This is a genomic window from Rhizobium sp. TH2, assembly GCF_024707525.1.
Taxonomy (GTDB): Bacteria; Pseudomonadota; Alphaproteobacteria; order Rhizobiales; family Rhizobiaceae; genus Rhizobium_E.
The window spans coordinates 3050368-3071718 of the sequence record NZ_CP062231.1; the positions used below are offsets into that span (position 1 = coordinate 3050368).

The window sequence follows — 21351 nt, forward strand, 5'->3', positions numbered from 1 at the left end:
GCCCCGCAATTTTCTCTTACTTGAACGCAGCCGGCAGCCAGAGCGACAGCGCCGGGATGTAGGTCACCAGCAGCAGCACCGCGACGCTGGCGCCGAAGAATGGCCAGATCGTCTTCATCGCCTCGCGAATCGTGATCTTGCCGACCGCGCAGCCGACGAAGAGCACGGTGCCGACCGGCGGCGTGTTGAGACCGATACCGGCATTCAGGATCATGATCACGCCGAAATGGACGGGATCGATGCCGAACGCCTTGACCACCGGGAGCAGGACCGGGGTCGCGATGATCACCATCGGCGCCATATCCATGAAAGTGCCGAGCAGCAGCAGGATCACGTTGATCATCAGCAGCACGATGATCGGATTTTCCGAGACCGAGCCGATGGCGGCGACAATATATTGCTGCACTTGCAGGAAGGCCATAAGCCAGCCGAAGGAGGCCGCCGTGCCGATGACGAGCAGCACCATCGCCGTCGTGCGCACTGCCTGTAGCACCGCCTCGACAAAGCCGCTCCAGTTCAGTTCGCGATAGACGAAGAGCGCCACCACCAGCGCGTAGAGCACCGCGATACATGAGCTTTCGGTCGCGGTGAAGACTCCGGAGCGGACGCCGCCGAAGATGATCGCGATCAGCAGCAACCCGGGCACGGAAACCAGAAGATAATAGCCGAGCTTGCTGAAGCCCGGAAACGGCTCCGACGGATAACCGCGCCGGCGCGCGACGATATAGGCGGTTACCATCAAGGCCGCCGCCAGCAGCAGGCCGGGAACGATACCGGCCGTGAACAGATCCGCCACCGACACCGTGCCGCCCGCCGCGATCGAATAAAGGATCATGTTGTGCGATGGCGGGATCATCAGCGCGATGATCGCCGCATTGACCGTGACGTTGACCGCATAGCTGCGGTCATATCCGCGCGCCGCCATCTGGGGGATCATCAAGCCGCCGACGGCCGAGGCATCGGCGACGGCAGAGCCGGAAATGCCGCCGAACAGCGTCGATGCCACGACATTGACCTGGCCAAGGCCGCCGCGCATGTGGCCGACAAGGCCGGCCGCAAAGCGTATCAGCCGCTCGGCAATGCCGCCGCGCACCATCAGGTCGCCCGCGAAGATGAAGAACGGGATCGCCATCATGGCGAAGACATTCATGCCGGAATTCATCTGCTGGAAGACGACGATCGGCGGCAGGCCCATATAGAGCACCGTGGCGACCGAGGCGATGCCGAGGCAAAACGCGATCGGCATGCCGATCAGCATCAGAAGGGTGAAGGCACCGAAGAGAATAAGATAAGCCATTTACGCCACTTCCTGCACGATCACGTCAGCTGCAATCTGTTCATCGAGCGCCACATCGACGAAGCGCTCGAACGCAAAAATCGTGATCATCACACCACCTGCGATCATCGGAATGAAATCCACCCCGCCCGGCCAGCCGAGCACGGGAATGGTCGCCGACCAGGTTCCGGCCGCGAGCAGCGTCGAGTAAAAGGCCATGGCCATGCCGAAGAGCACGATCAGCCCGAGGCTCACCAGGTCCATCAGCTTCTGGATCGAAGGCGGCATGGCGTAGCGGACGATATCGAGCCCGAGATGGACGCTTTCGCGCACCCCGACGGCCGCGCCGAGCAGGATGAACCAGAGCATGAGGAAGAGCGACAGCGGCTCGGACCAGCTTGGCGTGTTGTTGAGCACATAGCGGGCGAAAACCTGCCAGCCGATGACCACGGTCATCAACACCATGCCGATCCCGGCGATATAGAGCGAGACTAGGCTGAGCCATGTCAGCCCGGGCCGTATGGCCAGCATGAATTGCCGCATGTCGAAAATTCCTCCAGACGTCCTGCCCGCGAGTTGCGCGGGAGCGAAAAGAGCCGGTCCCAGTGGACCGGCTCTCATGTCAGATTTTTATTGTACCGCCTGCACGCGTGCCAGCAGGTCCTTCTGCTTGGGATCGGTGACGAACTTGTCATAGACCGGCTTCATCGCGTCGGAGAATTCCTTCTTGTCGACCTCGATGATCTTGTTACCGGCAGCGCGGACCTTTTCCTCGGATGCCTTTTCACGGGCGACCCAGAGCTCGCGCATCTTGATCGTCGATTCCTTGGCGGCCTGCCTCAGGATCTTCTGGTCGTCGGGCGAGAGCTTGTCCCAGGAGATCTTGGAGATAACCAGGATTTCCGGGTTCAGCGAATGCTGGGTCAGAGTGTAGTTCTTCGCGATCTCGTAGTGGCGGGCCGATTCATAGGATGGCCAGTTGTTCTCCGCGCCATCGACCACGCCGGTCTCCAGCGACGAATAGACTTCGCCCATCGGCATCGGCGTCGGGTTGGCGCCGAAGGCTTCCATCATGGCGATCCAGAGGTCGGACTGCTGGACGCGGATCTTCATGCCCTTGAGGTCGGCCAGTTTCTCGACCGGCTTCTTGGTCGTGTAGAAGGACCGCGCGCCGGAGTCATAGAAGGTGAGGCCGATAAGGCCATGCGGTTCGAAGGCTGCCAGCACTTCACCGCCGATCGGCCCATCGACCGTATGATGCATATGCTCGGTCGAGCGGAACAGGAACGGCAGGCCGAGAACCGTGGTTTCCGCCACGAGGTTGTTGAACGGCGCGGCGTTGACGCGGTTCATGTCGATGACGCCGAAGCGCGTCTGCTCGATCGTGTCCTTCTCATTGCCGAGAACGGCATTGTTCATGACTTCGATCTTGATGCGGCCATTGGTGCGCTCGGAAACGAGCTGGCCCATGAATTTGACCGCTTCGACCGTCGGATAGCCATCCGGATGGATATCGGCCGAGCGAAGGGTGATCTCCTGGGCCGAGACGGCGCCGGCGGCGAGCGTTAAACCGAATGCCAGGGAAAATGCGGGTAGAATTCTCATAGTCTCCTCCTTGTTGAAATTTGCCGGGGTCTCCCGCCCCGGAGCATGCACTCAGTCTTCCACGCCCCCGAACGGGGGTAGTCCAAACAGCTTCTCGGGATTTTCGACCAGCGCCAGATGGCGCGCGCGATCATCCAGCAGCCAATCGAGTATCGTGTCCGTCAGCGCGGCATCGTCGGGATAGTCCGCCGTTATGCGCGCCAGATTGTGGGGCCAGTTGGTGCCCCAGACGATCCGCTCGCGTGCGTGCGAGGCGATTGCTCGCGAGACGGCGCCGACATCCTCGTAGGTCAGACCGCCCGATTTCGAGGATTCGTAAGCGCCGGCGAACTTGAACCAGCAGTTGCCGGTGTCGATCAACCGCTTGACCGCCGCGACTTCGGGACCGTCCGGCGCCACACCCCCAAAGAACTTGCCGTGATGGTCGAACACCCAGCGGGACTTGATCCCTCGCAGCCGCGCTTCATGCTCTAGTATTTTCGTGCCGTCGAACTGCACGGCAATCATCCAGCCACGCGCCGCAGCCTTGGCATCGATCGCCTCAAGTTCGCTCAGGCCAACTGCACCTCCGGGCAGATCCATGATACGCGCACCGACCACACCGCGATGGGAGAGCCGGTCCAGCTCCGCATCGCTTGTCGTGCTGTCGATGACGCCCACGCCGCGCCCGACATCGCCCATTTCGCCAAGGCAGGCCACAAGATTGGAATTGTCGCGCTGATGCGCGTTGCCCTGGGTGACGATGACCCGATCTATACCCAGCCAGCACATGACGCTCCGATATTGCCCGGCATCCGGTAAGGCGCCGGCCGGCAGGTCCGGGCCACCGGGTTGGGCAGGAAAACCGGGCAGATACATATGCATCTGCGCATCGACCGCACCGCGCGGCAGCTTTGTCTTGGGAGGATGGCCGGTGACGGTTCGGACGATCATCTCAATCGTCCTTCATGCGGAATTCGGCGAGCGCATCGCGGTTGATCTCAATGCCAAGCCCCGGCCCATTGGGAATTTGGACCACCCCGTTCGTATGCTCGATCGGCGATTTGACCACCGCCTGCCGGAAGGGGTTGTCCGTGCGATCGAATTCCAGGATCGGCTCGACGGGATTGACGCGCACCGGGTTGGGCACCATGGCCGCCATGAACTGCAATGCGGCGGCCAGATGCACCGCCGTGCCCCAGACATGCGGCACGAGGCGAATGCCGTGAAGGGCAGCCATATCGGCAACGCGCTTGGCCTCGGTGAAGCCGCCCACGCCGCAGAGATCTGGCTGGATGATATCGACCGCGCGTGTTTCCAGCGGTTCCTTCATGCCCCAGCGGCTATGCCAGGTCTCGCCGCCCGCGACCGGGATCGGCTGCGACGCCTTGATCTCACGATAGGCGCCGAGTTGCTCCGGTACCGCCGGCTCCTCGAACCAGTCGATGCCGAGCTCGGCCGCAGCCCTTCCGAAACGCACTGCCTCGATGACGTCGTAGCCGTGATTGGCATCGATCATCAGCCGCATATCCGGACCGATCGCCTCGCGGACTGCGCGTGCGACGCGGAGGTCTTCCTCGACACCGAAGCCGATCTTGATCTTGCAGGCGTGAAAACCCTCGGCGCAGTAACGCGCCGTTTCAAGAGCATTGTCCTCGACCCGGTCGACGCCGTCGCGTTTGAAGCTGCCGGTAGCGTAGGCCCGGATGCTTTCGCGAAAGCGGCCACCGAGCAGCGTCGAGATCGACGCGCCGAAATGCTTGCCCTTGATGTCCCAGAGCGCGATGTCGATGCCCGACAGCGCGGTTAGCGTCAGGCCCCGCTGGCCCTGGTCGCGCAGGGCATTGTAAAGCCGCGCCCAGATTTTCTCGTTTTCGAGCGGGTTTTCGCCGATCAGCCAGTTCCTGTAGGCCCCGACCACCGCCGCATTTGGCCGTGCAGGCCCCAGGCACTCGCCCCAGCCGACCGTGCCGTCATCGCACTCGATCTCGACCAGCACATGGGCGCGGCGATCAAAGCGCATGGATGCGCTTTCGAACGGCACACTCAGCCGATGTTCGAGGAGATGGGTCCGGACTGCGGCGATTTTCATCTCAGCGTTTCCACTTGCCGATCAAGGCTTCCAGCATGCCCTCTTCTTCCCGCGTCAGGTCGTCGAGTGGCGGGCGCACGCCGCCGGCATCGAAACCTTGCAGCCGCACACCGGCCTTGATCGCAGCAACCGCGTAACCCTTGCGGCGATTGCGGATCGCCATGAACGGATAGAAGAACTCCTTGAGCAGTGTCTCGCAGCGCGCACGGTCACCGCCGCGCAGCGCCTTGTAGAAATCCACCGCAAGCGCCGGCACGAAGTTGAACACGGCCGAGGAATAGGTGGTGAAGCCGGCGCCGAGATAAGCTTCGGCAAAGAGTTCCGCTGTCGGCATGCCGCCGAGATAGGTCAGCCGATCGCCCATGACAGCGGTCACCTGGCGCACGGCGCCTATGTCGCCCGTGCCATCCTTGAAACCCACGAGATTGGGGCATTCGTCGCAGAGCCGCTTCAATGTATCGACGGAAAGCACGGAATTATCACGATTATACACCATGACGCCGATGCCGACCGACTGGCAGATCGCCTTCACATGCTTGTAGAGGCCCTCCTGCGGCGCATCGATGAGGTAATGCGGCAGAAGCAGGATGCCATCGGCGCCCGCCTTCTCGACATTGCGCGCAAGTTCGACGCCGACCTCGGTGCCGAAGCCGCAGCCCGAGACGATGGCCGTCTTGCCGGCGGCTTCCTTGGCGGCTTTCACGATACCGGGAATTTCATTGGGAGAGAGCGAGAAGAATTCGCCGGTCCCGCCCGCCGCGAAAAGCACCGGCGCATCGAAGCCCGACAGCCATTCGATATGACGGCGGTAGCTTTCGGCCTGGAACTTGCCGTCACGGTCGAAATGCGTCACGGGGAATGACAGAAGCCCCGCACCCAGCGCGGCCTTGATTTCTTGCGGCGTCATCAATTCTTGATCCTCTCCATGCCTCCTCAGGCATACTTGTCCTACACATCGACAAAACAAGTGTCAAGAACTTATCATACAGGTTGACGCTGCTCCCTCAGAAGCGCCCGGTAGCGCGCCTGGCTGCCGCGCAGATGCCGGCGCATCGCCTCGCGCGCAGCCTCCTCGTCGCCATTGGAAATGGCCGCGACGATCGCGTCGTGTTCCTGGTCGATGAGCTTGATATAGGCGGATTGATCGCTATCGCCGTCGTCGGCCCGCAGTGCCGCGCGCGGAATCACATTCTTGCCGATCATCGCCAGGAATTCTCGGAAACGTGGATTGTTGGTCGCGTCGGCGATCGCCAGATGCAGCGCGAAATCCGCCTCGATCGTCGAGTCGCCCGCTTCGAGACAGGCGCGCACGGCATAGTGCTGGTCAAGTATCGCCTCTTCCTGGGCCGGCGACCTGCGCAACGCCGCCAATCCAGCCGCTTCGACCTCGACGGCCGTACGCAGTTCGAGCATCTCGATCATCGAGGAAACCCGGTCCGGGTCAACATTCCGCACCGACAACAGGCCGGCAGGTGCCACACCAGGCGTTTCGAGCACGAAGACGCCCGCTCCCTGTCGGGCCTCAACGAGACGGTCGGCGCGCAGCGCGGCAATGGCTTCGCGCACCACGGTGCGGCTCACGCCATGCGCCTCGCTCAATTGCGCTTCGCTGGGCAATTTGCTCCCTGGGGGAAACTGCCCGGATGAAAGCGAGCGTCGGAGATTGTCGGCTAGGCGCGCCGTCAACGTGCTGGAACTCTGCTCCGGTCTCGGCTGCACGCGCATGAATGTCTCCTCATCCCACTCACCGGAGCACCACCATGCGCCAGCTTGCCTGTCAAGCTCCCATAATTGCGATACACATATCCGACTTGTTGACGCAAATCCACCAACCTGTATGATAAGTTGAAAATATTTGCATATGGAGGATTCCTTGAAACGATTGTTGATGACCGGCGCGGCTGGCGGTCTGGGCCAGGCGATGCGCCAGCGCATGGCACGGCATGCCGACGCGGTGCGTCTGTCCGACATCACGCACCTGGGTGACGCAGCGCCGAACGAGGAAATCATTCAATGCGACCTGGGTGACGCGGATGCCGTCATGAAGCTCGTCGAGGGTTGCGATGGCATTCTCCACCTCGGGGGCATTTCGGTGGAGGATAAATTCTCCAAGATCCTCAACGCCAATCTCCTGGGTCTCTACAATCTCTACGAGGCAGCCCGCGCCCACGGCCATCCCAGGATTATTTTCGCCAGTTCCAACCACACGATCGGCTTCTACCGCCAGGACCAGCATATCGATGTCACGGCGCCCATGCGGCCGGACGGACTCTATGGCGTATCAAAGTGCTTCGGCGAGGCCCTCGCCCGTATGTATTTCGAGAAATTCGGCCAGGAATCGGCGCTCGTCCGCATCGGCAGCTGCCTGGAGAAGCCCAAGAACCATCGCATGCTCTCGACCTGGATGTCCTACGACGATTTCGATTCGATGATCGAATGCGTCTTCCGGGCGCCGATGCTCGGCTGCCCGATCATTTGGGGGGTATCCGACAATGACAGCAGGTGGTGGGACAATTCGCACGCCGCCTATCTCGGCTGGCGCCCCAGGGATAATGCCGAACGCTTCCGCGCCGAACTCGATGCAGCGGTGGAAAGACCCGGACCCAAGGCAGCGCTTTCGCTCTATCAAGGCGGCGCATTCGTGGAAGATCCGATTTTCTCCGAGGATTAATGATCTGGGTCGGCTCAAGCCGGCTGCATCTCGTTCTCGAAAATCGCACGCAGGAAGGATTCGCTCGGGCGCGGCGCAGCCTGCTCGCTCGATGAGCCTGACACATCCCACAGTTCAAGTAACTGGCGGCTGAAGCGGGCGATATGCGCCCGCATCGCTGCGCGCGCCGCATCGCCGTCTCTTGCGGTGAGAGCATCCACGATCCGGCGGTGATCATCAACGAGCGCGGATTTCATCTCGGCGATCGGCACGCGATGATGCATCGAGGTCCACATCGGCGTCCTCAGGCGTGGCGTCCAGAACTCACGGAGCGCACGTTCGAGTGCAAGGTTCCCAGCGGCTCGAGCGATCGTCAGATGAAACTGTTCATCAGCATTGTCGCCCCAGAATTGGTCCGGCGTCTCGCGCTCCATCGCATCGGTCAGATCTCTCAGCTTCGAAATGACCTCCGGTGTCGCACGTGCCGCCGCCATCGAGGCAATCTCGCCTTCCACGATCAGCCTTGCTTCGAGCAGTTCGAATGGTCCCGGTCCATCAACCTCCTCGATCAGCCCACGCGCAGGCGGCATGGCAGCGACCGTCATCCCGGCTCCGAACCGGTTTTCCACGAAACCGGTTATCTCAAGCACGATCATCGCTTCACGAATGGTCGCGCGCGAGACATTCAGGCTTTCGCAAAGCTCCCGCTCCGGCGGCATCTTGCTCTCGGGCAGGAGTTTTCGCGTCGCGATCAGGTCGGCGATCTGGCGCGCCACGAGCTTGTAGAGAGGCGTCTGCTCGACAGACTGAAACATGAAATATCCATTGCCATTGACAGATTGCCTGACAATAAGGCAAAGTTTCCAAAATCGCAAGGATGATGGGATGGACATCCAGACAGTACTCAATGACATGTTCGCGGCTGCTCTCAAGGCTGCCGATCCGTTTCACGCCATTCCGCCGATGCTGCCGGAACGCCCACGCGGCAGGACGGTGGTGCTCGGCGCCGGCAAGGCGTCCGCGCGCATGGCGCAGGCCGTCGAGGCGGCTTGGGGACCATGCGAAGGGCTGGTCATCGTACCCCACGGCGCGGCATTGCCGACCGAAGGCATCGAACTGATCGAAGCCAGTCACCCCGTGCCCGATATTAGGTCCGAGACCGGCGCGCGTCGTGTTCTCCAGATGGCGCAGGAACTTGGACCGGACGATCTTGCCCTCTTCTTGATCTCGGGCGGCGGCTCATCGCTGATGGCACTGCCAGGCGAAGGGCTCACACTGGCCGACAAGCAGGCATTGAACCGTGCGCTTCTGGCGTCGGGGGCGCCGATCAGCGAGATGAACGTCCTGCGAAAACACCTGTCTGCCATCAAGGGCGGCCGGCTGGCTCTTGCTGCCGCGCCCGCCCGTTGCGTGACGCTGGTGATCAGTGATGTGCCGGGCGACGATCTCTCACTGATCGCCTCTGGCCCGACAGTGCCTGATGAAAGCACCACCGCCGATGCCCGCGCCATCGTCGAACGCGCCGGCATATTGCTGGCGCCCGCGGCGTCGGCATTCCTGAATTCGCAAGCTTCAGAGACGCCGGGGGCCGACCATCCAGCCTTCGCTCGCACGGAGGCGCATATCGTTGCCGCGCCACAAGCCTCGCTCGAAGCAGCCGCCGCAATCGCCCGCGTCAATGGCTTCACGCCGATGATCCTCGGCGACGCCATCGAAGGCGAAGCGCGCGAGGCTGGCCGCGTCATGGCCGGAATCGCGCGCCAGGTCCGCAATCACGGGCAGCCGGGGTCAGCACCTCTGGCAATCATCTCCGGCGGCGAGACGACGGTGACCCTGCGCGGCGCGCCCGGAAAGGGAGGACGCTGCAGCGAATTCCTGCTAGGCTTCGCGCTCGCGGCGTGGGATCTACCGGGCGTCAGTGCCCTCTGCTGCGACACCGATGGCCGCGATGGCTCCGAGCACAATGCAGGGGTTATCTGGGGCTCGGCCCAGCAAGCGAAGGCCGACCGGCGCAAGGCGTTCGATCATCTCTCGCGCAATGACGCCTACAGCTTCTTCGCCGAAATCGACGGGCTGGTGATGACGGGACCGACGCATACCAATGTCAACGATTTCCGGGTGATCCTCGTGGAGGCATCGTCATGACGATCCATCTTCTCTATGGCCGCGACGGACTGGCGCTCAACCTGCCTCGCGAAGCCCGCCCGCATATGATTGAAAAACCATCCTTCCCGCCCGCCGGCAGGCCGGAAGCGCTGATCGCATCGGCCCTCGCCCAACCGGTCGGCGGCAAGCCGCTGTCGGAACTGGTGCGCGGTCGTCAGTCAGCCTGCATACTGATCTGCGATATCACCCGGCCGGTGCCCAATCATCTCTTCCTGCGCCCGATGATCGAGACGATGACGGCGGCCGGCATACCCGCCGACAGGATCACCGTCCTGATCGCCACCGGCCTGCACCGGCCGAACGAGGGCGCGGAACTGGAAGAGCTCGTCGGCGATCCCTGGGTGCTCGCCAATGTCAGGGTGGAAAACCATTTCGCCCAGCGCGACGAGGATCATGTCGATCTGGGCATCACCAAGGGCCGCAGTGTTCCGGTCAAGCTCGATCGCCGGCTGGTCGATGCGGACCTCAGGATCGCGACAGGTCTGGTCGAGCCGCATTTCATGGCCGGCTATTCCGGCGGCCGCAAGGTCGTGGCGCCGGGTGTCGCCGGCCACGAGACGATCCGCACCTTTCATTCCGCGCGCTTCATGGAGGACGTGGCGGCGCGCGAATGCAATCTCACCGGCAATCCGCTGCATGAGGAACAGCTCGAAATCGTTCGCATGCTGGGCGAGGTCTATGCGCTCAACACCGTCATCGACGACAAGCGCCAGCTCGTCTTCGCCTCCTTCGGCGAGATCATCGAGAGCCATCTCGCGGCCGTTGAATTCGTCCGCGGCTTCACCGAGATTCCGGTCGCGCGCAGGTTCAAGACTGTGGTGACGTCTGCGGCAGGCTATCCACTCGACCAGACTTACTACCAGACGGTGAAGGGCATGGTAACGCCGCTCGATATCCTCGAACCCGGCGGCACGCTGATCATCGCCTCGGGTTGTAAGGAGGGGATCGGCTCCAGGCATTTCCGCGAGGCGCAGGAGCGTCTGATCGCCCTGGGTCCGGATGCTTTTCTCGCGACGCTTGTGGCGAAAACGCTCGCTGATGTCGATGAATGGCAGACAGAAAAACAGCTGAAGCCGATGCGCGCAGGCCGCGTCCAGCTCTTCACTGATGGGCTGAGCGAAGCGGACGCGGCGCTTACCGGCGTCGAACGCGTCGGCGACCTTACCTCGGCCATATCAGCAGCGATCGCCTACCACGGCGACCCGGATATCGCCGTCATTCCGGAAGGCCCCTATGTCGTGCCGATCTATCATTCCAATGGAGTGGCCGCATGAGCGTGCATGTCCATATGGATGCGCCGGGCGGCGTTGCAGGCGATATGTTCCTCGCCGCGATGCTGGATGCTTTTCCTGATCTTGAGCACGCGTTGCGCCAAGATCTCGCAGATGCCGGTATATCGGAACATGCAAGACTTGAATGGAAGCCGATCCTGAAATCGGGATTTGCTGCCCGTCATGTCCGCTTCGACATCGACAAGTCCGCACCACCGACGCGGCATTGGCGCGACATAAGGGAAATGCTGACGCGTTCCCGGCTCGAACCCAAGGTTCGCGACAAGGCACTGGCCATGTTCGTCCACCTCGCCGAGGCCGAGGCGGCGAGCCATGCGATCCCCATCGATGATGTCCACTTCCACGAACTGGCCGACTGGGATTCGCTCGGCGATTTCGTCGGTGCCGCTTCGCTCATCGTCCGAAGCGAGGTGACGAGCTGGAGCTGCGGTGCCATCCCTCTCGGATCGGGATTCGTCCAGACCGAGCATGGGCGCCTGCCCGTTCCTGTGCCGGCCGTGACCGCACTGCTCAAGGGCTTTCCGCTCGCACAGGATGATGCCGCCGGCGAACGCGTGACACCCACCGGCGCGGCCATCCTCAAGGAATTGATCACCAAGCCAGGCGGTCGCGCGCCCGCCGGCCGGCTGCTCGCCAATGGCACGGGTGCCGGCACACGGCAACTGGCTGGCGTGCCAAATATCTTTCGCGTGCTTGTGCTTGAGACAGAAGAGAAGGCACCCGAACTCGTGTCGGATCAGGTGCAGCGCATCACCTTCGAGATCGACGACATGACGCCAGAGGAAATGGGCGTTGCGCTCGACCTGATCCGCGCCGACGCCGCCGTACTCGATGCCGGCTTCACGCTCGGATTCGGCAAGAAGGGACGGCCGCGCTTTGCCGTGGACGTCATCGCGAAGGCAGGCGGCGCCGAGCATGCGGCGCAGGTCTGTTTTCGCGAAACCTCGACGATCGGCTTGCGCATCACCGATGTCGAGCGGCGCGTACTGCCTCGGGTGGAGACCACCGTCGGACTGCTTCGGACCAAACAGTCCGACCGGCTCGGCGTCGTCACCACCAAGGTCGAAAGCGATGATCTCGCCGGCATCTCCTCGCTGGCGGAACGTCGCAGGCACGCGCGGAACGCGGAGCAATGCGATGATTGACCCGACCACGCGGCTCGAGCATGTGCTGGCGCGTTTTCCGCGCCTCGCGGTGGCGGTTAGCGGCGGTGTGGACAGCCTCACATTGGCGACGATTGCCGCACACACCGTGCCGGATTTCGTTGCGGTCCATGCGGTCTCACCCGCGGTGCCGGTGCGCGCATCGGAGCGCGTGCGGGAAATAGCCCATCAGCGGAACTGGCGCCTGATCGAGATCCGCGCCGGGGAATTCGCCGATGCGGACTATCTCAGCAATCCGGTCAACCGCTGTTATTTCTGCAAGAGCAATCTCTACAAGCGAATCCGCCAGGTGACCGACTTTCCGATCGCTGCCGGGACGAATCTTGATGACCTCTCGGATTTCAGGCCGGGACTGACGGCTGCAGGCGAAAACGGCGTCGTTCACCCCTTCGTCGAAGCCCAGATTGACAAGAAGACGCTCCGCGAAATCGCCGCACGCGCCGGCCTCGGCAGCGTCGCCTCCCTGCCCGCGCAGCCGTGTCTTTCCAGCCGCGTGGAGACCGGCATCCGGATTTCGGAGCGCGATCTCGATTTCATCGACCGGGTCGAGCGGCTGGCTGAAGCGTCGCTGGGACCGGTCACGCTGCGCTGCCGGATCACCAGTGGCGGTGTCCGGATCGAAACCGATGTCGGGCTTCCAATGGCACTCGCCGACAATATCCGGGAGCTCTGTGACGCGGAAAGCCGTCCCTTCCTCGGCATCGCGGCGTACAGGCAAGGCAGCGCTTTCGTGGGTGTGAAAGCATGAAGGCGCATACGATGTTCGACTGGACGCGAGGCGACCGCACCGGCGTACCGGAGGTGGTGCTCGCCGAGCACAAGAGTATTGAGCAGCTCTCCGACATCGCCACGGACGCGATCGATCGCGGGTGCCCGCTCCTCATGACGCGCCTGACGCCAGCGCAGATCGAGGGGCTCACACATCTGCCGCTGTCGTTCGATCCGCTCGCCAGAACTGCGACACTGAATGCCCCATCGCCCACGGCAGACGCCTGCGCGGTGGGGATCGTCACCGCTGGAACGTCCGATCTCCCCGTGGCCATGGAGGCCGCAAACAGCGCCGCTTTTCTCGGCCTCAAGCCAAGAGTGTTTGCCGATGTCGGCGTTGCCGGGCTTTGGCGGCTTCAGGGCGTCATCGCCGAAATCCGGACATTCCCGGTCCTCATTGCCGTGGCGGGCATGGAAGGCGCGTTGTTCTCGGTTCTTGCCGGGCTGGTCCGCGCGCCAGTAATCGCCGTGCCCACCTCGGTCGGCTATGGCGTAGCCCAAGGCGGACACGCAGCGCTTCACTCTGCCCTCGCGAGCTGCTCGCCCGGTCTCGTTGTGGTCAATATCGACAATGGCTTTGGCGCGGCGGCGGCGGCGCGCAAGATCGCCCTGAGCTTCAAGCAGTTCCAGGCGCTGTCCGACGCGCCGGAATAGTGGCTCACTCTCGCCGCCCCTGCACGATCCGGTCGATGATCATTGCGCAAAGCAGAATCGCGAGGCCTGCGAGCAGTCCCTGGCCCACTGCTGCATATTGCAGTGCATTGAGAACATCCTCGCCCAAACCCTTGGCACCAATCAAGGAAGCGATGACGACCATGGAAAGGCACATCAGGATCGTCTGGTTGATGCCGGCCATGATCGACGGCATCGCCAACGGCAGGTCGATCCGCGTCAGCAGGAACCAGCGCGTCGCGCCATAGGCTTCCGCCGCCTCGCGCACCGCCGCCGGCACGCCCTGGATGCCAAGCGCCGTCAGCCGCACCACCGGCGGCGTGCCGAAGATCAGCGTGGCGATCACACCCGGCGGCTTGCCGATGCCGAACAGCGCGATGACAGGGATCAGATAGACGAAAGCGGGCATGGTCTGCATGAAATCAAGCACCGGCCGGATCGCCGTGTAGGCATTCGGCCGCCGGCCACACCAGATGCCGAGCGGAATGCCGATCAAGAGACAGAGCACCGCGGACGTGCCGAGCAGCGCCACGGTTTCCAGGCTTTTCTCCCAGAAGCCGAGCACAGCGAGATAGATGAGTGCCGCGGTCGTGAAGATCGCGACACGGACACCGGCCAACTGCCACGCCAGGATGACGATGACCGCCATCGATACCGGCCACGGCGTTGTCGTGAGCCCATAGGCCACGCCGTCGAGCACCGCATTGATTAGCCCAGTGATCGCCGTGAACACCGCGTCGCCGGATTTCGACAGCGCCTCCAGCGCCCGATCGAGCATGCCCGCGACGTTCGCCTGCCAGTCACGATTTACGGGTGCCGCGATCAGCCAGTCCGGCGGCGATTGCGCCGCGACGCGCCGCGCGGTCAGGCCATAGGCAAGGATGCAAAACAATGCCGCGAGCGCCGCCGTGGGATAATGAAAACCGCTCCGCAGCCGGCGGTCCGACCGCCAGCGCGTGAAGCGCCGCTGCAGCATAGGGTTGGCAAGAATACCGATCAGCAGCTTGCCGATCAGCAGCGTCGCCAAGCCTGATCCGACTAGCATCGGCCCGCGCAGTTCGGCGGCTTCGGCCTGCTTGCGAGCGTTGTCGGCGGCGCGCTGCAACCCGTCGGCGGACCGCATCATGCTGTCGGCACTCGCCTCGCCAGCATCTTTCGCCTTCTGTGCCTCGATCCGCCGTTCCGCCACCTGCTTGTCGAGACGCTGGGCGCGCACGCGCTGTTCGCCGCCGAGATTGCCGGCAAGGCCGGTCGCGAGCTGGGCCACCGCCAGCGTCTCCAGGAAGAACGCGAGCCAGAACAGGACCGGCATGGCGCGCGCCGCAGCCCAGATGGGACCAAGAATGGCGGCAGCGGGATTGAACGACCAGGTGAATCCGGCATGGCTGCGGATGCGGCTGAAGACACCAGTGTAGTACCCGCCATTCTGCTGCGCGAACGCCTGGACGAGATCATTTTCGGAAGAAGGCTCGCTCATGCCGCGTCCTTCCGCTTCAACGCATTCAGGATCGCCGCCGTATCGACAATACCGACAACCACATCCCCGCTCCGCACGGCAATCGGCCCGGCTTGCCCGGCTGCGATATCCACGAGGTCAGCCAAAACCTGATCTGTGCGTACGCTCGGCAAGGCGGAGAGATCGCGCTCGGGATAGCGCGCCATATTGCCGCCAACGGGCTCCATGATACTGCCGGCCGTCAGAATGTTGAGCCGCGAAATCTCCGCCACGAACCTCGCGACATACTCGTGCTGCGGCTTGGTCACGACCTCTTCGGGCGTTCCCGTTTGCAAAATCACGCCGTCCTTCATGACAGCGATGCGATCGCCGATGCGCACCGCCTCTTCGAGATCATGCGTGATGAACACCACGGTCTTGCCCATGGCCTCCGAGAGCGACAGGAACTCATCCTGCAACTGGCGCCGGATCAATGGATCGAGCGCGCTGAACGGCTCGTCCATCAACAGGATCGCTGGATCGGCGGCGAGAGCGCGGGCAAGCCCAACGCGCTGCTGCATGCCGCCGGAGAGCTCGTGACAATAGCGATCACCCCAGCCCGTGAGATTGACCTTGGCCAGCGCGGATTCGGCGATATCGAAACGGCTCTGGCGCGAGGCGCGTTGGATTTCGAGCGGCAGAGCCACATTGTCCCGCACCGTGCGATGCGGCAACAGCCCGAAATTCTGGAACACCATGCCGATCTTGTGGGAGCGGAGAGAACGCAGCTCCGCCGGCGATTTCGCCATCACGTTTTCGCCATCGACAAGTATCTCGCCGGCCGTCGGTTCAAGCAGCCGGTTGACGTGACGCACGAGCGTCGACTTGCCGCTGCCCGACAGGCCCATGATGCAGAATATCTCGCCACAATTGACCGAGAGGTGGACATCGGCGACGCCGACGACGCAGTCATAGCGCTCGGCAATGTCCTGCTTGCCGAGCCCCGCCCTTTGCACCGCCGCGAGAGCCTCCTGCTGGCGCGCGCCAAAAATCTTCCAGACACCCTTCATCACGATCAGCGGCTCGCCGCCAATCGTGAGGTCCTGGGCGATTGGCACCGGACGCGCGTCAGCCACTGGCCGAGCCTCTCAGTGGCCGAACCACTTCGAGACGTCTTGCTGGTTTGCCTTCACCCATTCCTTGGCGACATCGGCCGCCGGCTTCTTGTTGACGATAATCTCGAAGGCCATCTTGCTGACGTCCTCGGGCTTGAGGCTGATCTTCTCAAGCGCGGCGGCTAGGTCTGGCTGGCGCTCGGCAAGCGAAGCGGCATAGGCGATATGTACGGTCGTGGTCGCATAACCCGATGCGACCTTGGACTTGTTGTACCAGTCCGGATCGTCGTTCGGCTGGACCACCACGAACTTCGCAGGGTCGTTCTTCGGCTCTTCGAGCATGGCAAGATCATAGCGCGCGAAATTCTGGTGCGGACCGTAGCAATAGCCGATCCAGGGCTTCTTTTCCTTGGCGGCCTTGTCGAGCGCCGCATTCGCGACCGCCTCGTCGATCACCTGGAGATCGAAGAATTCGGCGAAGCCATAGTCGCGAGCCTTCACCTTCTCGATATTGGTGGACTGCCAGCCCGATGCACCCATCCAGATCTCGCCCTTGCCATCGCCATTGGTGTCGAACAGCTTGGCATTCTCGGGATTGGCGAGGTCATAGACGCTCTTGATATTGTGGTCTGTGACGGTGTTCTTGGTGACGCAGTAGCCCTGCACCGCCTCGTAGCCGTTGGCGGCGAGCTTCACTGTCTTGCTGCCTTTGACATATTTGTCGACCAGGCCATTCTGATTGGGCAGCCAGACGTCCGGCCAGATATCGACCTCGCCCTTGTTGCGGTCCATGGCTTCCCAGATCACCGGAACCGCTGTGGTCGTGACGGTCGATACTTCGAGGCCGAGTTCCTGTTCGGCTGCGGCCTTGATGACGTTCATCACGGCGGTCGCGGTAGCGTAATTCGGGTCGGGCATGGTCACATCGGCAGCAAATGCCGAGGCGCAACCGGCGCCGGTGAATGCGAGGAATGTGGTGGCAAGCATATACGATTTCATATCGATCCCCCTTTTTGGTTACATGTAGAGTGAGAGAAAATTTGCTCCCGATCCATTGGAATCAGGGGCATTAGGAAAAGTGATCGGGGGCATTAGAGCGTCAATAATAGTCCTGATCCGGCTTGCTGGCCTTGCGCTTGGCAACGTATTCGCGAAGCGCTTCATCGATCGCCGGATCAAGGCCGGGATCCTGATAATCGGCGAGCAACTGCTTCCATTGCTTGTTGGCGCGCTGGGCGGCGTCGAGCCCACCTTCGGCGCTCCACTGCTCGAACGAATTGTTGTCGGCGATCGGCGAGCGATAGAAGGCGGAGAGGAAATTCGCCTGCGTATGGGCGCTGCCGAGAAAGTGCGAACCCGGGCCAACATCGGCGATAGCATCGAGCGCCTGGGCATTTTCCGAAAGATCGATGCCATCGAAGAAGCTCGCAATCTTGCCGCAGAGATCGGCATCGATGATCGTCTTCTCAAAACCGGTCACCAGCCCGCCTTCGAGCCAGCCGGTGGCGTGGTTGATGAGGTTAGCGCCCGCAAGCATCGACATCATCAGCCCCCAGGTCGCCTCCTGTTCTGCCTGCGCATCCGGCAGTTTGGAGGCCGAGAGCGTGCCCACGGTATGGAACGGCACGCCAAGCCTGCGCGCCAATTGTCCGCAGGCGAGCACCATCTTGCCGGCCTCAGGCGTGCCGAATGTCGGCGCCCCCGATTGCATCGAGATCGTGCTGGCAAAGCTGCCCATCATGCAGGGCGCACCGGGATTGATGAGCTGTACGAGCGTGATTGTCGCCAGGGCCTCGGCAAGCACCTGCGCCACTGTCCCGGCGACCGTCACCGGGCTCATCGCGCCGGCCAGCGTCCATGGCGTGCAGGCGACCGGCTGGTTGTTGCGCGCATAGACCTTCAGCGAACCGGACATATTGGCATCCAGCACCAGCGGCGCATTGGTATTGCTGACATTATAGAGCACGGCATTGTTGGCGACGAAGTCGTCGCCGAACACGATCTTGGCCATGTCGACCGCATCCTGCGCCCGCTCACCGCCGATGAACGCGCCCATGAAGCAGCGGTCGGAATAGCGGATATGGGCATAGAGCATATCGAGATGCCGCTTGTTGGCGGGCAGATCGACCGGCTCGCATACCACACCGCCGGAATGGTGCAGGTGCGGAATCATCTGGTGGATCTTGATGAGATCCTGGAAGTCGGCATAGGTCGCATAACGCCGGCCGCGATCGAGATCATGCACGAAGGGAGGCCCCCAGGCGGGGCACAGCACCGTGTTGTTGCCGCCGATCGTCACCGTATTGGCGGGATTGCGCGCGTGCTGCTGGAATTCGCGCGGCGCGCTGGCCTGGATGATCTTGCGGCACATGCCGGGCTCGAACCGCACCCGCGTGCCCTGCACATCGGCGCCGGCATCGCGGAAAATCTGCAGGATTTCCGGGTCGTCATGAAACTCCATGCCGATCTCTTTCAACAGCTTGTCGGCATTGGCCTCGATCAGGCTGAGGCCTTCCTCGTTGAGGATTTCGTAAGGCGCGAGCTTGCGGTTGATGTAGGGCCGACGTGGCGCCTCGCTGCTGGCGCGCTGCGCGCCCCGCCCGGCGCGGCCGCCTGTTCGCGAACGCGTCGGCTCGACTGGCGCTTCCGGCACGTCTTGTTCGGTCACATCCATGATTCAGCCCACCTTCGATGCTTGCTGGATTTGCGCCACGACACCGCGTGGCTTGAGGTTCTGTGGATCGTAAGGCACGTCCAGGAGTTCGGTGATCTTCAGGTCGCGATCGATGACACGAATGCTCATCGGCGCGTCGCTGGCCTTTGGCGCGAGGTAGGCCAGCACCAGCGGCATGCGGGCGCGGAAGCCATAGGCGCCCGAGGTCACGACACCGACCGCCTTGCCGTCCTGCCAGACCGTGTGATTGTAGAAGGGCAGCGAGACGCCATCGTCCTCGACGCTGAACAGTGCCATCCGCCAGGCCGTGTCGGCAGCGTCACGCTCCAGCATGGCCTCGCGGCCGATGAAGGACCGGCCATCCGTCCTGACCAGCGCTTCCAGCCCGGATTCAAGTGGCGTTCGTTCTGTCGTCAGATCCGAACCCCAGCCGCGATAGCCCTTTTCGAGCCGCATCGCATTGACGGCGTAGATGCCGAAGGGTGCGTGGCCGAACGGTTTTCCCGCCTCCGCTACGGCAGCGTAGACGTCACCGAAGCGGTCGAGATCGACATGCAGTTCCCAGCCAAGCTCGCCGACATAGGAGACGCGCAAGGCGAGGACAGGAATGCCGGCAACGGTAATGGTGCGCGCCGAAAGCCATGGAAACGTCGCATCGGACAGATTGTCCTGTGTTAGCGTTTCCAGCAGGTCGCGCGACCTCGGCCCCATGACGCCAAGAATGCCGCGCCGCTCGGCGAGATTGGTGATGGTCACGCCGTTGCTCGCCCGTGACCGCAGAATGTCCTCGTCATGGCGTTCCGCAAAGGCCGCGCTGGTCAGATAATAACGATCTTCCGCTAGCCGCGTGATGGTGAATTCGGACGCGACGCCGCCACGGTTGGTGAGCACATGCATCAACCCAATGCGGCCATCGCGGACGGGCGGCCTGTTCGAACCGAGTGAGGCCATGAAATCCGCGGCACCCGGTCCGCTGACTTCGAACTTCGAGAAAGCCGAGAGATCGACGCTGCCGACATTGTCGCGCACATTCAGGCATTCGCGGCCAACAGCATCCAACCAGCCCGGGCGGCGGAACGTCAGTTCCACGTCCCGCGTGTCACCCTTGGCAAACCAGTTCGGTCGCTCCCAGCCATAGGCGGCACCCAGCACCGCGCCCTCGGCGCGCTGCTGTCCAAGCGCCGGCGTCACTCGACGCGGGCGGCCTGCCTCGCGCTCCTCGAACGGGAAATGCACCCCGAACTGCAGGCCGAAACATTCCACCGCCTTGTCGATACGATAGTCGCGATCGGCGAAATTGCCGAAGCGGCGAGCGTCGATCGCCAGCGCATCGCGAGGCGGCGCGCCATCGACGATCCAGTCGGCGAGGAAGGCACCCGCACCGCCACCCTCCATCACACCCATGCTCGAGCCAGTGAGCAGCCAGCCGTTCGCCATGCCGAAGGCCGGGCCGACCATGGGATTGGCGTCGGGCGTGAACGTGATCGGACCGTTGACCACGGTCTTGATGCCGGCATTCGCCAGCGCCGGCACCCGCTCCATCGCCATTGCGATGATGTGCTCGATCGAGTCGAGATCGGGCGGCATCAGCTCCATGCCGAAGGCCGGCGGAATACCGTCCGCACCCCACGGATGCCCGGTTTTCTCGTATGGCCCGACAATATAGCCATTGCGTTCCTGGCGCAGATACCAGCTCTCCTCGGGGTCGCGGATAATCGGCAGTTCAGGTGCGCCGGCCGCGATGCGCTCGGCGATCTCCGGCACCTCGGCCGTGACCACATATTGATGCAGCATGGGTACGACGGGCAGGTCGAGCCCCATCATCGCGCCGATCTCGCGGCACCAGGTGCCGGCGGCATTGACGACATGCTCGGCGGTGATTGTGCCCTGCTTGGTCTCCACCAGCCACTCACCGGACGCATTCTTTGACAGCGACAGAACGGGATTGTGACGAACGATCTCGGCGCCGAGATTGCGCGCGGCCGTCGCCATGGCATTGGTCGCCAGCGTCGGATCGACATGGCCGTCATTCGGCTCGTGGATCGCGCCGATAATGCCGTCGAGCTCAACCAGCGGGTAGATATCCTTGATCTGCTTCGGAGTGAGAATATTGAATTCATGGCCAACGAAATCGCCGATGCCCTGCACATGCCGGAACTCGTTCATCCGCTCCTCGGAGCGCGTAATGCGCAACGCGCCGCTCGGATGAAAGCCGGTCGGCAATCCGGTTTCGGCCGTCAGCCCTTCGCGGTACATGCGGATCGAATGCGCCCGCATTTCCATGATTGTAGCGTTGTGGGCAAAATGGGTGCAGAGGCCTGCGGCATGCCATGTCGAGCCGGCCGTCAACTCGGTCTTCTCGACCAGCATTACATCCGACCAGCTGCGCTTGGCGAGATGGTAGAGCAGCGACACACCCATCGCGCCACCGCCGATCACAACCACTCTTGCATGTTCCTTCATA

At 62.7% G+C, this 21351-nt stretch carries 19 protein-coding genes; 6 read left to right on the top strand and 13 right to left on the bottom strand.

What is annotated here, in order from left to right; all coding sequences use genetic code 11:
* Positions 1 to 16: 16 nt before the first annotated feature.
* From IHQ71_RS15125 to IHQ71_RS15155, 7 genes are all read right to left on the bottom strand, one after another.
* Entirely contained in the window at positions 17 to 1297 is a 1281-nt protein-coding gene (locus tag IHQ71_RS15125; RefSeq protein ID WP_258157290.1) for a TRAP transporter large permease, read from the bottom strand.
* Positions 1298 to 1819, bottom strand: coding sequence for a TRAP transporter small permease (locus IHQ71_RS15130; RefSeq protein WP_258157291.1), 522 nt, complete (start codon positions 1817 to 1819; stop codon positions 1298 to 1300). It lies immediately after the preceding gene.
* Positions 1820 to 1906: 87 nt separating this feature from the next.
* The gene (locus IHQ71_RS15135; protein WP_258157292.1) at positions 1907 to 2881 is read right to left on the bottom strand and encodes a TRAP transporter substrate-binding protein; all 975 of its coding nucleotides are present in this window, start codon (positions 2879 to 2881) and stop codon (positions 1907 to 1909) included.
* A gap of 51 nt (positions 2882 to 2932) precedes the next feature.
* Positions 2933 to 3814 carry an amidohydrolase family protein gene (locus tag IHQ71_RS15140; RefSeq protein ID WP_308737842.1) on the bottom strand — a complete coding sequence of 294 codons (882 nt, stop codon included), beginning with the start codon at positions 3812 to 3814 and terminating at the stop codon, positions 2933 to 2935.
* 1 nt (position 3815) lies between these two features.
* Positions 3816 to 4952: a mandelate racemase/muconate lactonizing enzyme family protein gene (locus IHQ71_RS15145; RefSeq protein ID WP_258157293.1), complete on the bottom strand. Its 1137-nt coding sequence runs from the start codon at positions 4950 to 4952 to the stop codon at positions 3816 to 3818.
* Between the two features lies 1 nt (position 4953).
* Complete coding sequence (gene kdgD / locus IHQ71_RS15150) at positions 4954 to 5859, bottom strand: 5-dehydro-4-deoxyglucarate dehydratase (protein WP_258157294.1); 906 nt, start codon at positions 5857 to 5859, stop codon at positions 4954 to 4956.
* Between the two features lie 74 nt (positions 5860 to 5933).
* A complete protein-coding gene (locus IHQ71_RS15155) occupies positions 5934 to 6677 on the bottom strand; it encodes a FadR/GntR family transcriptional regulator (RefSeq protein WP_258157295.1) in 744 nt (247 codons plus the stop codon).
* 148 nt (positions 6678 to 6825) lie between these two features.
* Between IHQ71_RS15155 and IHQ71_RS15160 the strand changes: the two genes are divergently transcribed.
* A complete protein-coding gene (locus tag IHQ71_RS15160; RefSeq protein ID WP_258157296.1) occupies positions 6826 to 7623 on the top strand; it encodes an NAD(P)-dependent oxidoreductase in 798 nt (265 codons plus the stop codon).
* Between the two features lie 14 nt (positions 7624 to 7637).
* Here IHQ71_RS15160 and IHQ71_RS15165 read toward each other — a convergent pair whose 3' ends face one another.
* The gene (locus IHQ71_RS15165; RefSeq protein ID WP_258157297.1) at positions 7638 to 8417 is read right to left on the bottom strand and encodes a FadR/GntR family transcriptional regulator; all 780 of its coding nucleotides are present in this window, start codon (positions 8415 to 8417) and stop codon (positions 7638 to 7640) included.
* A gap of 70 nt (positions 8418 to 8487) precedes the next feature.
* Between IHQ71_RS15165 and IHQ71_RS15170 the strand changes: the two genes are divergently transcribed.
* From IHQ71_RS15170 to larB, 5 genes are read left to right on the top strand one after another with little or no spacing between them, the layout of a single operon-like run.
* Positions 8488 to 9747 (top strand): glycerate kinase, encoded by a 1260-nt coding sequence (locus tag IHQ71_RS15170; protein ID WP_258157298.1) that lies wholly within the window; start codon positions 8488 to 8490, stop codon positions 9745 to 9747.
* On the top strand, positions 9744 to 11042 hold the full coding sequence (gene larA, locus IHQ71_RS15175; protein WP_258157299.1) for a nickel-dependent lactate racemase: 1299 nt from the start codon (positions 9744 to 9746) through the stop codon (positions 11040 to 11042). Before IHQ71_RS15170 ends, larA begins: the two co-directional genes overlap by 4 nt.
* Positions 11039 to 12205 (top strand): LarC family nickel insertion protein, encoded by a 1167-nt coding sequence (locus tag IHQ71_RS15180; RefSeq protein ID WP_258157300.1) that lies wholly within the window; start codon positions 11039 to 11041, stop codon positions 12203 to 12205. Before larA ends, IHQ71_RS15180 begins: the two co-directional genes overlap by 4 nt.
* Entirely contained in the window at positions 12198 to 12971 is a 774-nt protein-coding gene (locus IHQ71_RS15185) for an adenine nucleotide alpha hydrolase (RefSeq protein ID WP_258157301.1), read from the top strand. Before IHQ71_RS15180 ends, IHQ71_RS15185 begins: the two co-directional genes overlap by 8 nt.
* A complete protein-coding gene (gene larB / locus IHQ71_RS15190; RefSeq protein ID WP_258157302.1) occupies positions 12968 to 13645 on the top strand; it encodes a nickel pincer cofactor biosynthesis protein LarB in 678 nt (225 codons plus the stop codon). The genes IHQ71_RS15185 and larB overlap by 4 nt, the downstream gene beginning before the upstream one ends.
* 4 nt (positions 13646 to 13649) lie before the next feature.
* On the opposite strand, the gene IHQ71_RS15195 is transcribed toward larB, so the two are convergent.
* The 5 genes from IHQ71_RS15195 to IHQ71_RS15215 form a co-directional block, all read right to left on the bottom strand.
* Positions 13650 to 15140 carry a proline/glycine betaine ABC transporter permease gene (locus IHQ71_RS15195; RefSeq protein WP_258157303.1) on the bottom strand — a complete coding sequence of 497 codons (1491 nt, stop codon included), beginning with the start codon at positions 15138 to 15140 and terminating at the stop codon, positions 13650 to 13652.
* Positions 15137 to 16234 carry a glycine betaine/L-proline ABC transporter ATP-binding protein gene (locus IHQ71_RS15200; protein ID WP_374989860.1) on the bottom strand — a complete coding sequence of 366 codons (1098 nt, stop codon included), beginning with the start codon at positions 16232 to 16234 and terminating at the stop codon, positions 15137 to 15139. The genes IHQ71_RS15195 and IHQ71_RS15200 overlap by 4 nt, the downstream gene beginning before the upstream one ends.
* 12 nt (positions 16235 to 16246) lie before the next feature.
* Positions 16247 to 17212, bottom strand: coding sequence for a glycine betaine ABC transporter substrate-binding protein (locus tag IHQ71_RS15205; protein ID WP_258157304.1), 966 nt, complete (start codon positions 17210 to 17212; stop codon positions 16247 to 16249).
* A 100-nt stretch (positions 17213 to 17312) separates the two neighbouring features.
* Positions 17313 to 18890 (bottom strand): trimethylamine methyltransferase family protein, encoded by a 1578-nt coding sequence (locus tag IHQ71_RS15210; RefSeq protein WP_374990029.1) that lies wholly within the window; start codon positions 18888 to 18890, stop codon positions 17313 to 17315.
* Positions 18891 to 21350: an FAD-dependent oxidoreductase gene (locus tag IHQ71_RS15215; RefSeq protein WP_258157306.1), complete on the bottom strand. Its 2460-nt coding sequence runs from the start codon at positions 21348 to 21350 to the stop codon at positions 18891 to 18893.
* Position 21351: the final 1 nt, after the last annotated feature.

Coding starts and splice junctions, on each gene's coding strand:
- IHQ71_RS15215 (WP_258157306.1), bottom strand. CDS start 21,350: ATGAAGGAACATGCAAGAGTGGTTGTGATCGGCGGTGGCGCGATGGGT.
- IHQ71_RS15130 (WP_258157291.1), bottom strand. CDS start 1,819: ATGCGGCAATTCATGCTGGCCATACGGCCCGGGCTGACATGGCTCAGC.
- IHQ71_RS15205 (WP_258157304.1), bottom strand. CDS start 17,212: ATGAAATCGTATATGCTTGCCACCACATTCCTCGCATTCACCGGCGCC.
- IHQ71_RS15170 (WP_258157298.1), top strand. CDS start 8,488: ATGGACATCCAGACAGTACTCAATGACATGTTCGCGGCTGCTCTCAAG.
- IHQ71_RS15185 (WP_258157301.1), top strand. CDS start 12,198: ATGATTGACCCGACCACGCGGCTCGAGCATGTGCTGGCGCGTTTTCCG.
- IHQ71_RS15140 (WP_308737842.1), bottom strand. CDS start 3,814: ATGATCGTCCGAACCGTCACCGGCCATCCTCCCAAGACAAAGCTGCCG.
- IHQ71_RS15165 (WP_258157297.1), bottom strand. CDS start 8,417: ATGTTTCAGTCTGTCGAGCAGACGCCTCTCTACAAGCTCGTGGCGCGC.
- IHQ71_RS15125 (WP_258157290.1), bottom strand. CDS start 1,297: ATGGCTTATCTTATTCTCTTCGGTGCCTTCACCCTTCTGATGCTGATC.
- IHQ71_RS15135 (WP_258157292.1), bottom strand. CDS start 2,881: ATGAGAATTCTACCCGCATTTTCCCTGGCATTCGGTTTAACGCTCGCC.
- IHQ71_RS15180 (WP_258157300.1), top strand. CDS start 11,039: ATGAGCGTGCATGTCCATATGGATGCGCCGGGCGGCGTTGCAGGCGAT.
- kdgD (WP_258157294.1), bottom strand. CDS start 5,859: ATGACGCCGCAAGAAATCAAGGCCGCGCTGGGTGCGGGGCTTCTGTCA.
- IHQ71_RS15195 (WP_258157303.1), bottom strand. CDS start 15,140: ATGAGCGAGCCTTCTTCCGAAAATGATCTCGTCCAGGCGTTCGCGCAG.
- IHQ71_RS15145 (WP_258157293.1), bottom strand. CDS start 4,952: ATGAAAATCGCCGCAGTCCGGACCCATCTCCTCGAACATCGGCTGAGT.
- larB (WP_258157302.1), top strand. CDS start 12,968: ATGAAGGCGCATACGATGTTCGACTGGACGCGAGGCGACCGCACCGGC.
- larA (WP_258157299.1), top strand. CDS start 9,744: ATGACGATCCATCTTCTCTATGGCCGCGACGGACTGGCGCTCAACCTG.
- IHQ71_RS15155 (WP_258157295.1), bottom strand. CDS start 6,677: ATGCGCGTGCAGCCGAGACCGGAGCAGAGTTCCAGCACGTTGACGGCG.